The sequence below is a fragment of the Paraburkholderia podalyriae genome, from assembly GCF_014397785.1.
GTDB classification, from domain to species: domain Bacteria; phylum Pseudomonadota; class Gammaproteobacteria; order Burkholderiales; family Burkholderiaceae; genus Paraburkholderia; species Paraburkholderia podalyriae.
Genome location: NZ_VZQQ01000067.1, coordinates 20,304 through 31,268, shown reverse-complemented (window position 1 = coordinate 31,268; position 10,965 = coordinate 20,304). Strand labels below are relative to the sequence as shown.

The following is a 10,965-nucleotide window of genomic DNA, read 5'->3' as shown; positions in this document are numbered from 1 at the left end:
CTTTTCGTCGTAGCGGCTGGATGCGGTCCGACGCAGTGGAATCAGCGGGCCGTTCAGGCCTGCGTGTTCCGCACCGGTTTTGTCAGTCAATCGACGTGCGTTAAAAGTAGTGCTCCGGGCGCAAAGCTCTAAGACGAAACCGGGCGTTAGTGTGCGATTGGGCACATTGATGGCTTCGAACGGCCCGCCATGGTGGAGGCGGATTGGATGCGTCGCCCGGATTTCGTGCAGGGAAAAGAGTGAGCTGGACCAAGTCGCGTTTTGTTGGGCTGGATTGACCACAATTCAGTGGTCAACGCCTATGGCACTACCCGCACCGTGCGGTTCGTTAGTGAGCGGTTTGCCAATTCCCGCTAGCGTTCAGCCCTGGTCAAACAGTCCGGGCCGAACAGCGTACTCACGGTAACCGATGCATTGACGGTGTTCCGCCAATTGGAGATGGGCCGCTGCTGCCGCAAAGCGAGATGGAAATTCAATAGTGGAAGTTTTCATAGCACTGTCACATTGGCGGGAGGTCAGATCTATCCTCTCGCCTATTCCCACATTCCCTCGGAGGCCGTTGGGTCATTCGACTATGATGCCGGCTTTGACGCTGCCGTCAGGATATGCCGCCGAGGCACCGACGACACACTGACGGCCAGCCGCGTATTTCGGATTCCACATCGTGCGCCGTTTGGCGATGCGGGCGAGGCGCGCAGGGCATCCAACGACTATGCGGAGCGCCTGATTGATGGCGAGGTTGACGGGCAGTCTGTGCGTGACCTATGAGCGAACGGCGATACGGTCCAATGCGCGAGGAAACGTGAATGCAGCATCTATGCTAGGCGAGAAGAACTATGAGGTCGTCGCCTCGTCCCGCCGGACGATAAATGGCGCCGTTCCGACCTTGAAGGTGACCCGCCTTTATGACAAGCGGGTTATCTATCCGTTTTGCGGTTGCCCGGACATGCCTCTATTCGACAATCCAAAGAGCGCGAAGAATTTCGCCGAGGTGTACGGCTGGCAACTCGTGAAGGGCGATATTGCGGTTCCAGAGTGATCTGGGGGTCCACCGTCGAGAGCCGCCGATTACGCTTTTCGGGTTGCATCGAGGTGGAGGCCAAACGGGTAGGAAAATTTCATGGATTCTCAACTGCTGCTAACGGCTATCCGATTGCATACGTTCCGCAGGATGCGATGGTGACGAGCCCGAGCGGGTTTTTCTTCCCGAGAGAGGCGACTATTCTTCGTGAGGAGCCAGCACGTCGTCATTGACGAGCCGAGCGGCCATTACCCTAACCGCAGCGAAATCGAACCGCACGTCGAACCGGCCAACCTCGGTGCTTCCACGTTGATTTCAGTCCCGCGTTAAGTCGACCGGCTGGGCAACCGTGCGGCAGGCACGCGACGCTAATTGCGAGCGCCTCGGCGTATTTTTGAGTCAACCAAGCCTGCCGAAGGGGCGTCGCGTCGTACACTGTCAAATTCGACATCAAAAGGAGGCCATCGTGAGCAAAGCCCATGACGCCAAGAAGACGGAAAAGAAAGTCGCCACGAGAACGCCTAAGGAAAAGAAGGACGCAAAGAAGCTGAAGAAGGAGGCTTCGAAGCGTCAGTGATCTTGCAGTGCCACGAGCGCTGCTAAATAGCCGCGGCACACGGCGACACGATCGAGTTGAGATCGGACGAACATAAGATGTCTTCATAGTGCGCCTGCCGCGGCAGCAGTTACCCGGCGAGCACTCAACCCAGGAAAAAATTGACTACCGTAATTCTGAAACCCGACGAGCCCGTGGAAGTTGCAATACGCCGTTTCCGTCGCGCGATCGAGCGCACCGGCTTGATTCCGGAGCTTCGTGCCCGGACAGCCTACGAAAAACCTACCGCAGAACGCAAGCGCAAAAAGGCTGCTGCAGTGGCACGCCTGCGCCAGCAGATCAAACGTTCGTTGCCGCCGAAAAAGCGGTACTGACCGGGAACTGCCGGGCAGCCATGCTGAAGCAGCCGTATAGTGCCCAGCCGGGTGTCTCGCGTAGCCTCCGCATGTGGGAACCGGCTCTGATCCGGGCCGAGTGGCCAGTTGAATCCGCCTTCGCATACTGGCCACTTGATTTTCTGCGATCGATAGACAGCTTCGGGTCGGGTGCTGCCCGCCGGGCGAAGCTGCGTGCGCCTTGGAACTGCGGCGGCAATGCCTCTATGCCACTGGCAGGAGATTTGCTTCGCCTCGTCCTCGCCCATCAACCTCCCTTATACTCCGGAATGACGCCATCCGTCTCCCACGCCACAAGCATACGCTCGGCAGCACTGGCCCCTCGATTCATCGGTTTCTTGATCGCGCATGCCTCGGCGGGCCATTCACCATCCAAGCATGTGGAATGCTCGTCCCACGGGCCGCAGGTGGCGGTCGTATGAAAATGCCCAAACGGCTTGTGCCGCTTTTCGAAGAAGGCCTCATCGACGGAGTTATCGGCCAGTTGATGAGCGGCAAGGAGGCAACAGTCTACGTCGTGCGCAGCGGCAACTCGACGCGTTGTGCAAAGGTCTACAAGGACGCGAAGCAGCGCAGCTTTCGGCAGGCCGCGTCGTATCGGGACGGCCGCAAGGTCAAGAACAGCCGGCAGGCGCGTGCGATGGAAAAAGGGACGCGCTACGGCCGTCAGATGCAGGAAGCGTCATGGCAGAACGCCGAAGTCGACGCGCTGTTCCGGCTCGCCGACGCGGGCGTGCGCGTGCCGCAACCCTATATCTGTACCGATGGCGTGTTGCTGATGGAACTGGTGGTCGACGGGATGGGTGACGTCGCGCCACGCCTGAACGACGTCGATCTGACCGAAGCGCGCGCCCTGGAACTGCACGCGCTGCTGCTCAACCAGGTTGTCCGAATGCTCTGTGCGGGCGTGATTCACGGCGACCTGTCGGAATACAACATCCTGCTGGCAGCGGACGGGCCGGTGATTATTGATCTGCCTCAAGCCGTTGATGCAGCCGGCAACAACGACGCGGCTGCGATGCTCAAGCGTGACGTCGACAACCTGGCCGTGTACTTCGGACGGTTCGCGCCGGAAATACTCACCACGAGCTATGGCGCGGAGATCTGGACGCTGTTCGAAGCAGGCCGACTGCATGTCGATGCCGAACTGACCGGTCGCATCGAGGTCGACACGCGACCTGTGGACCTCGATAGCGTGCTGCAGGAACTCGAAGAGACACGTTTTGAGGAGGACGCGCGAGTGCGGCGACAGCAAGAACTGAGCGCAGGCCGGTAACCGTGCTCAATGTCCCCCGAAGATCGTCCGAAAGTGAAGATCTTCGAGGATGTCGCCGCTCGGCCATCAACGGTCGGTCGCACAAACTTTCACAAGGACATTCGAGCGGCGGCTTCGCCCCAGACAACGGACCGTCGCGCTGCCGCGGCGGTTGTCGCCTCGTCGGCAAATCAGGTTGTTCACCGGTAGCGGAAGGACACGCCGACCACGCAGTATTTTAGTAGACGGCTGGAACGCCGGGTGGGCGGTGTTTGAAGCGTCGATGCACCCAGTAATACTGTTCCGGAAATCGCAAAATCTGAGCCTCAAGAAACGCGTTCATTCTCCGCGCATCGTTGGTGTCGCTTCCGGATGGGAAATCGTTGAGCGGCTCGAAGATGGTCAACTTATACCCTCTGAAATCCGGCAGCACCTCGGTCACGAACGGCACCACTCGCGCATGGCCCAGTCTTGCAAGTCGCGAGACGGATGTCAGCGTGCAGGCGGGAACGCCGAAGAATGGGACAAAAACAGAGTTGTTGATACCGTGATCCATGTCCGCCGCGAGCATGACTGGTTTGCCAGAGCGAAGTATTCCCAAAATCTTTCTGGCACTCGTCGAACGTTCGATCATATCCGCGCCAAACCTGCCGCGCTGTCGCCTTGCAAGGTCGCAGAGGCGCGTGTTCGACATGCGTGTGTACAGTGCTGCGACAGGCAACTGCATCGAGTACAGCATGCATCCGATCTCGATGCCCACGAAGTGGAACCCCAGAAAGATGGTAGGTGGCGCATCCTTGTCTTCGAGATCAATCCTGCTTTCGATCTGGACAATATTCTTTATCGTCTTTGCGCTACCGAACCATTGAATGCCTCGTTCGAGATAGCTGCGGATAACCTGCCGGAAATGTTCTTTGGCAAGATCGTGGTGCTCGCGTTCGGTCTTTTCTGGAAAGCAAAGGCGCAGATTGACAAGTACAACATGTTTGCGGCGACCTGGAAGCGCATACGCCGCTGCACCGAGCGCGCTGCCAAGCCTCGCGACCAAAGGGTACGGAAGCACTGAGAATGCTCGCAACAGCATTGCGACGAGGAGGTAACCGAGTTGTGCCACGATCTTTCCTGCGTGTAGTGAATGGTTGCGCCAGGTGGGAATGTTGTCATGCACTGACAACGGACACTTGAAAGCGGCCTTTGCCACAATCTCGCGCCGAGCGGCGGAAGTCGGTCGGTCACGGAAGCTCAAGCCTAACGCGTTGGAGCTGACCGGTCGAACGATTTCGAATTTCCGGGCTCGGCCTGAGCCATTCGCTTCTCCATTCAATATGGACGGTGCGCATGGCACAATCGGCTTGGGCTGCTGCTCCTCGCTAGACTTCAGGTTCCGACGTGATGCGTACCAACCAACTATCAGGCTGTGTCGCTACCTTGGCTGTCGTCTTGTCGCCGGCTGTAATGCTGTCGATAAGAGGGGGCACCGGCTACTGCTTTTTCGTTATATTCGCGCTCGCGCTGGCCTACCTTGGCAAAGCCGAGCATCGGCGTCGTGCGGCGGCGCTGTTTCGCGACCACCGGCTCTTCGTGCTGGGTCTGATCGGCCTGCCGGCCGTCGTGCTGTTCCAGATAGCGGTTCTTCGAAGCAGCACGTTCCCGGCGCTCGATCCATTCCTGCGGCTGGCTCTCGTCGTACCGACCTTTTTCTATCTGGGGTCGCTGGCGTACCGGCAACTCCGCCTCGTGCAGTGGGGATTTGTGGCGGGCGCACTGGGCGTCGGTACGTGGGCCATCTACGCACACTTTCATCCAGCCGTCTGGCTCGCCCCCGGTCGCCTCGGCAATTCATTTACCAACCCGATCCCATTCGGCGACACGGCATTGCTGCTCGGTTTCCTGTCGATTGTGTCGATTACGCGAGGCAGGTGCGCGCGCGTAGCCGAGGTGGCGATCAAGATCGCGGCGTTTCTGCTCGGCGGATATGCGTCGTATCTGTCGGGCTCGCGCGGGGGCTGGATTGCGGTGGCGTTGCTCGTATGGACAACCGTCGGCGGCCGGCACTGGCTGGCCGGCAGGCGGGCACGCATGGCATTGGGCTGTGCGATCGTGGCGTTTGTCGTGGCCCTCGGATCCACCAGCATTGTTCGCCAGCGGGTCGACGCGACCGTGTCCGACTTCAAGGAACTGCAGCAAGGCAACATCGATACTTCGCTTGGCCTGCGGCTTCACTTGTGGCGCGCGTCCGCGCTCCTGTACTCGCGCCATCCGGCGTTTGGCGTGGGGCGCGGCCGTCTGGAGGAGGCGCTGAACGAGCTTGCCCAACGCGCCGAGGCGCCGCGGGCGATCGTCAACGCGGGCGCACATAGCGAGTTCTTTTCGACGCTATCCCAAATGGGAACGGTGGGCGTGGCCGCACTGCTGCTTCTGTACGTCGGGACCTTCACACCGTTCTGGCGGAACCGGCTCAGCGCGGACGGCGAAATCGCTACCGCATCGTATCTGGGACTCGCCGTGGTTGGCAGTACGATCATCTTCGGGTTGACGATCGACGCGTTGACGCTCGTGATGAGCGCAGCCTTTTTCGCGCTGAATGTAGCAACACTGCTTGCGTGGATCGAGGCGCGCAAGCGGGAAATCGGCGAAGTGGGCAACTCACGTGCGCTGAAGCGGGAACGGCCTCCGCGAACGATTCTCGTGGCCTGCCCGCGTCGCATAGGCGATGTGTTGCTGGTGACGCCGCTTGTCCGGTCGATGAAGACGCAATGGCCCGAGGCCATGATCGACATGATCGTGTTTCGGGGTACAGAGGGGGTACTTGAGCACAACCCGGACCTGCGCCGCGTCATTACTGTCGCTCAGCGCGTCCCGCTCCGTGAGCGAATTGTCGACGCGGCGCGGATCTGGCGGCGTTACGATCTTGCCTGCGCAGCCACCGATTCCGATCGCGCACTGATTTATACGTGGCTTGCCGGCCGCAAGCGGATCGGGCTCGTCAACGCCGATCGTGTGAAGTGGTTCGCCCGCGTCATGCTTCACCGGATCGCGCTCGACCGGCAAGCGCAGACACACGTCGTGCCGAACACCCTCGAACTGGCGCGGCTGGTGGGCGTGACGCCGCGCGCGGAGGTGGTCGCACCGGGCATCGGTCCCGATCCCGAGCGCAGGGCCCGGTTCGAGGCGCGGCTCAATGCGCCGCCCGGCGCGATGCGTGGGCAGCCCATGGTCGTGCTGCACCTGTGTGCCATGTACGGGTATAAGCAATGGACCGTCGATGGCTGGGCCGCGACCATCCGCTGGCTGCGCGCCCAGGGCTTGGCTGTCGCGCTGAGCGGAGGACCAGCGCAGGCCGAGCGCGCGTATGCCGCGCAGGTGGTCGCGGCGGCTGGCGAGCCAGTCCTGAATCTGGTGGGTGAGCTGACGCTCGGCGAAACGGCGGAAATGATCCGGCGTGCGAAGATCTTCATTGGTCCCGATACGGGTACCACGCACGTTGCGGCCGCATGCGGCACGTTGACGATCGCGCTGTTCGGCCCAGGCGACCCGGTTCGCTGGGGGCCGTGGCCATGCAACTGGCCGGTGGGTAAGGCGCCATGGGCTCGACGCGGCTCAGGCCTGCGCGGCAACGTGTACCTGTTGCAGGGGGAGAGCAAGTGCGTTCCGTGCCGGCAGGAAGGGTGTGGCCGGCATAAGGAAAGCACAAGCGATTGTCTGACCGGCCTGCGGGCAAGCCGCGTGATTGCTGTCGCTGCGCTACTGCTTGGTATTCAGGCGCCGACACAGGCTAAGATCGTCGACGTCAGCCGATAGAGGCGCCCTGTGGGCGTTGCCTGAATGGCCGGACTTACGATGAGATGCCAGATAAGATAAATACACTTCGACGGCATAGCAGTTCAAGCGAAGACCATTCAACGGCATGCTTGGAGCCAGCGCGCTTTGCGACAACGCTTTGCGCCCTGTGTACTAATAATACGGGCTTTGAGTAATCCGTAGAAGCAACGGACGTTGCGACAGCGGACGTTGCTGCTCCGGTTCTGCGACGATTCGCGAGTGTCCGCCCAGGCCGTGAAGTTGCCGGCCGACATGACCGCACCAATGACCGTTGCACCTTGATACTGTTGAAAAAGTCGCTGAGCGTCTCTGTCGCGAGCTTTTCAGGGGTCTTCTTACCCTTAGCCGGCACGCGCGAGCGGTTTGTAGGCCGATCTGAGAGGTCGATTTTCGCGCAGGAGAACTGAGAAAACCACGCAGCGACTTTTTCAACAGTATCCCTTGGGAACAGCCATTGATGGAGAGCCGACCCGAAGGGCCGCAGTGGATTGCGGATTCAACCGGTCGACAGGACGTATGAGATCAGGTGTTATGTAAATCGTACGGCAGCTTTCAGGTGCAACGGCCATTCACGCACGGCGTCTGCAGTAAGTCGCAAGGCTGGGTGGGACGATACGCAGCGCATAAACGCATACCTTCATCCCCTGATCGCGTCAGAACGCTAAAGGTTGGCGAGCAACGCAAGTTGATGTCTGGTTTCGCTGCCTTCCACCAACGAGTAAGAGCACAAACACTTCCGTTCGTCGGACGAGAACCCGTACTCCTGGGAAAAGCTATCCCAGCGCGCGTCTTCGATCGCCATCGGTTTGCCGTGCGCGCGCGCGAACGCGTTCATCATGTGACTTGCCTGGCGGCGAATCAACACGCGCTCCCGGTCCAGAACGTACGATTCGTGTTCGGCGCGAAGAATAAGGTAGTGAGGAATTTCGTGCATTTGCCACTCTGTGGGCCGTCAACTGACCCTCGATGGCCGTACCCCGCTCCGCTCACACAGCGTATGGGGTGGAGTAAACGGGGATGGGGTCAGTCAACTGGGCCAAGCAACACGTCGATTGCCGCTTGTCCGGCAATTTCGGCAACCAGGTAGGCCCATCGTTCAGTGAAAGGGCCGTTGCGCAACGGTATGCGGCCTCCTCGGGCGCCGAGCACCTCGAGGTTGGTGCCGCCTTTTATCTGAAAAGTCACGTCAAACATGTCCTTGGCCGCCGGAGTCAATTCGACATGAATCTCGAAACTGCGATACGCGATCATCCGGTGCATGAAAGACTCCGATCGGTCATTGGAGGCTAGCATGAAAGACAGCCTTGAACGGGTTGGGCCAACTGCCGGCTATGTGTTCAGCATGCGCCTACCTCATGGTCCTCAAAAGTCTGTTCTCCGCAGGCGCCCTTAGGAACCAATAACGGATTTGGCCAAGCGCGCGCCGATTGTTGATGATCCAACGGACGTCTGCGCCGGCCCAAGCGAAGGCTACTCATTGGAGAAATAGCTGTGGAATTTCATCAAATCGAATATCGATTCTGGGGGCCACGGACATACTGCCTTTTCGCTATTTCAAGTAGCTTCCCGCGAAATTCGTCAAATGCCACAAGAACCGACCGTTCGTCTGACCCGAGCGCCGGTTGCAGGCCTTTTAGCGTTGCACTGTCGACCTGAAACGTGATTTCCCGGGAATCGTCATATCCCCAGAAAAGTACGCAATGCCGCGTGGCATCGTAGCTACGGCTCGGATTCGGAAAATGGAGCGCCACGATCAGTTTTTTGCAATCTCCGCTGGATATCGCCACTTGCCCACGGTGGAATCGATGAGTGAATAGCTGATGCGTCTCTGTTCTGCCCGGTTAGCGTCCGTCGCTTCAAGCAGAAGAGCCTGCGCCCGGCGATCCCGGTTGTAAGCGGTCTCGGTTGCCGCAAAAGGAATGGGTTTCTTGGTATCTAATCTCATGTACTATCTCCGAAAGACCGGTCTAGGAGTGCCACCAGTCTGCTCACTGTATACCCTTCCCGCCGTCGGAACTCCTTTTATTACGTTGGCCTTAGGTCCAGTGCTGTTGCGGCAACGAGTCTACTGTCGATTCAACCGCACCCCAAGCCCAATTTTTTGCGTCTGCGAAAAAGTTCGTGACGGATTTACGTCGACTCAAGCAGCGTTAGACCCAACTGTGAGCCGTCGCCGCTCTGCTGAAACACGCCCTCCGGGTGTCCAGCACCGAAACCGCGAATCTCTTCATACCGCTTTCTCCGACGGTGATGTGCTCGAGTCGAGCGCCAGTTGCCTGGTTTCTTCGATAGCAGCCTGCAAACGCTCTTTCCGCGCGCGCAACTCGGTTGTTCCCGGGCTGCGTGCGGCTTCGCCTAGAGACAGTTGTTCCTCGATAAGCAGCAGGCTCTCCTCCAGCCGCCGGACAGCCGACCAGAGCGCGTTTTCAGCTCCGCTGCGCTGCTCCGACTCAAGCGACAGCGCCGAAAATGCATGCCCGGTATGGCAACGGTAGCGAAGTGGCAGGTCATCCCCGATGCGCCACGCGACGCCGCCGCAGTCGGGGCACGTCATGCTCGACCGATGACCGAGCCGCTCCAGGTCGCCAGGCGATGAAATTCCTGTCAAGGCGATTTTCGTTTCCAGGGCGATCCGCTCGCGTTCGTCCATGCTGACTCCTTTACGCGAATCGTCTGTCAGCGCGCCGACGATGGCTGCCGCGATGTCTTCGATCGGCACAACCCTGTTCGGCGAGACGGCCTGGAGGGCCGCCTTCGGCATATCCGGGGCGACGCAGGACGACGGCTCCTGAACGATCGTAAAACCACCGCAGGCGTCGACAGCCTTCAGTCCCGCGGCGCCGTCGAGTCTTCCTGTCAGGATAACGCCGATCGCCCGGGGGCCATACTCGACCGCGGCGGAACGGAACAGGGGATCTGCGGCCGGGCGCGCAAAGTTTTCCTTGGGTCCAGTCGACAGAATAATCAGGCCGTCGCGCATCAGCATGTGCCGGTCGGGCGGAGCCACATAGACCGTTGACGGGGCGATCGGTTGACCGTCGCATGCATGCATGACTGGCAGCGGGCAGTCAGCCTGGAGAATCTCGGGAAGCACGCTGGGCAACGCCCCGATATGCATGACAACGAAGACGCTTGCCGGGAGATCGGAAGGCAACAAGGACATGATTTTTTTGAGTGCCAGCAGACCGCCAAGGGACGCCGCCACCACCACGATATCCCGCGCACCCGACGTCTTTTTCATGTTTTTTACCCTGAGTTGCCGATGAGCATTTCAGAGCAAAACTCACACCCGTTTTTCGCGGCAGCGCTGCGCAAGAACGCTGAGAGGGGGCTCACCGCTCGAACCGGCTGAAAGCCCTGACCATTTCCGGAGGGAGATCCGACCAGAACCTGAGAGAGGGACGGCGGGCCGCTGGGCGCGAGCGCGCCCGAGCCCGCGGTCAGCAGCCGTGTGTCCATGGTTAATGGCCGGCCCGCGCCGGACTGAAGGGCCCGGTGAGAAATAGATCTGGATCCACTGTCTGCCAGGAAGCCGGTCTATACATGATAGTGTCCTCTATCACATATAGGCTGACCATTAAAAAAGGCAATCAAGGTGCTGGCCGTGATGACACATTGCTGAAGCTCTGTCTTGGGGAGAAGCACGGGACGAGATCGCTCGAACCGAAGTCATCGTCGGCCGGAATGGCCATCGAATCATCGAATCTGAGCCGCTGCGCACAGCACTTGAAAATGGAGCTGGCTCGTCCGACGAATCGTCCGTCGCCGCCTTACCGAATGGCGGTTCGTCACTCGTCAGCAGGCGTCCGCCGATAGAGTGCGAGGGACCGTTCATGGCCGTGTGCCGACCCATGCAATTTGCATACACAACGTCAACCTCGCGAGGCTGCGATCGGCAGCACACGACCCCTTTGAG

At 59.8% G+C, this 10,965-nt stretch carries 11 protein-coding genes and 1 pseudogene; 6 read left to right on the top strand and 6 right to left on the bottom strand.

What is annotated here, in order from left to right:
* Positions 1 to 438: 438 nt before the first annotated feature.
* The 4 genes from F6X42_RS44590 (at position 439) to F6X42_RS36050 (ending at position 3,248) form a co-directional block, all read left to right on the top strand.
* Positions 439 to 768, top strand: a complete 330-nt coding sequence (locus F6X42_RS44590; protein WP_246530395.1) for a hypothetical protein — start codon at positions 439 to 441, stop codon at positions 766 to 768.
* Positions 769 to 802: 34 nt separating this feature from the next.
* The gene (locus F6X42_RS36060) at positions 803 to 1,039 is read left to right on the top strand and encodes a DUF6723 family protein (protein ID WP_312892980.1); all 237 of its coding nucleotides are present in this window, start codon (positions 803 to 805) and stop codon (positions 1,037 to 1,039) included.
* Between the two features lie 699 nt (positions 1,040 to 1,738).
* Positions 1,739 to 1,951 carry a 30S ribosomal protein S21 gene (gene rpsU / locus F6X42_RS36055; RefSeq protein WP_187638712.1) on the top strand — a complete coding sequence of 71 codons (213 nt, stop codon included), beginning with the start codon at positions 1,739 to 1,741 and terminating at the stop codon, positions 1,949 to 1,951.
* Positions 1,952 to 2,390: 439 nt separating this feature from the next.
* A complete protein-coding gene (locus F6X42_RS36050) occupies positions 2,391 to 3,248 on the top strand; it encodes a PA4780 family RIO1-like protein kinase (protein ID WP_187638711.1) in 858 nt (285 codons plus the stop codon).
* A gap of 217 nt (positions 3,249 to 3,465) precedes the next feature.
* On the opposite strand, the gene F6X42_RS36045 is transcribed toward F6X42_RS36050, so the two are convergent.
* Positions 3,466 to 4,341: a lipid A biosynthesis lauroyl acyltransferase gene (locus F6X42_RS36045; protein WP_187638710.1), complete on the bottom strand. Its 876-nt coding sequence runs from the start codon at positions 4,339 to 4,341 to the stop codon at positions 3,466 to 3,468.
* A gap of 278 nt (positions 4,342 to 4,619) precedes the next feature.
* Between F6X42_RS36045 and F6X42_RS44585 the strand changes: the two are divergent.
* Together F6X42_RS44585 and F6X42_RS44580 are read left to right on the top strand one after the other, a co-directional pair.
* Positions 4,620 to 5,627 (top strand): annotated as a pseudogene (locus tag F6X42_RS44585) (O-antigen ligase family protein); the annotation flags it as partial.
* Between the two features lie 159 nt (positions 5,628 to 5,786).
* Positions 5,787 to 7,028: a glycosyltransferase family 9 protein gene (locus tag F6X42_RS44580; protein WP_376776500.1), complete on the top strand. Its 1,242-nt coding sequence runs from the start codon at positions 5,787 to 5,789 to the stop codon at positions 7,026 to 7,028.
* A gap of 682 nt (positions 7,029 to 7,710) precedes the next feature.
* Here the strand turns inward: F6X42_RS44580 and F6X42_RS36035 are convergent.
* The 5 genes from F6X42_RS36035 to F6X42_RS36015 all read right to left on the bottom strand — a co-directional run bounded on the left by F6X42_RS36035 (position 7,711) and on the right by F6X42_RS36015 (position 10,290).
* Positions 7,711 to 7,983: a hypothetical protein gene (locus F6X42_RS36035; protein ID WP_187638708.1), complete on the bottom strand. Its 273-nt coding sequence runs from the start codon at positions 7,981 to 7,983 to the stop codon at positions 7,711 to 7,713.
* A gap of 89 nt (positions 7,984 to 8,072) precedes the next feature.
* Positions 8,073 to 8,309, bottom strand: coding sequence for a hypothetical protein (locus tag F6X42_RS36030; RefSeq protein WP_187638707.1), 237 nt, complete (start codon positions 8,307 to 8,309; stop codon positions 8,073 to 8,075).
* Positions 8,310 to 8,551: 242 nt separating this feature from the next.
* Positions 8,552 to 8,800 (bottom strand): DUF1488 family protein, encoded by a 249-nt coding sequence (locus F6X42_RS36025; RefSeq protein WP_187638713.1) that lies wholly within the window; start codon positions 8,798 to 8,800, stop codon positions 8,552 to 8,554.
* A gap of 2 nt (positions 8,801 to 8,802) precedes the next feature.
* Positions 8,803 to 8,994, bottom strand: a complete 192-nt coding sequence (locus F6X42_RS36020) for a hypothetical protein (RefSeq protein WP_187638715.1) — start codon at positions 8,992 to 8,994, stop codon at positions 8,803 to 8,805.
* A 282-nt stretch (positions 8,995 to 9,276) separates the two neighbouring features.
* Entirely contained in the window at positions 9,277 to 10,290 is a 1,014-nt protein-coding gene (locus F6X42_RS36015) for a chemotaxis protein CheB (protein WP_187638706.1), read from the bottom strand.
* Positions 10,291 to 10,965 lie beyond the last annotated feature (675 nt).

What these genes read in the sequence shown, in the direction of transcription:
- F6X42_RS44590 (WP_246530395.1), top strand. Translation starts at nt 439, where the DNA reads ATGGGCCGCTGCTGCCGCAAAGCGAGATGGAAATTCAATAGTGGAAGT.
- F6X42_RS36050 (WP_187638711.1), top strand. Translation starts at nt 2,391, where the DNA reads ATGAAAATGCCCAAACGGCTTGTGCCGCTTTTCGAAGAAGGCCTCATC.
- F6X42_RS44580 (WP_376776500.1), top strand. Translation starts at nt 5,787, where the DNA reads ATGAGCGCAGCCTTTTTCGCGCTGAATGTAGCAACACTGCTTGCGTGG.
- F6X42_RS36035 (WP_187638708.1), bottom strand. Translation starts at nt 7,983, where the DNA reads ATGCACGAAATTCCTCACTACCTTATTCTTCGCGCCGAACACGAATCG.
- F6X42_RS36030 (WP_187638707.1), bottom strand. Translation starts at nt 8,309, where the DNA reads ATGCACCGGATGATCGCGTATCGCAGTTTCGAGATTCATGTCGAATTG.
- F6X42_RS36020 (WP_187638715.1), bottom strand. Translation starts at nt 8,994, where the DNA reads ATGAGATTAGATACCAAGAAACCCATTCCTTTTGCGGCAACCGAGACC.
- F6X42_RS36015 (WP_187638706.1), bottom strand. Translation starts at nt 10,290, where the DNA reads ATGAAAAAGACGTCGGGTGCGCGGGATATCGTGGTGGTGGCGGCGTCC.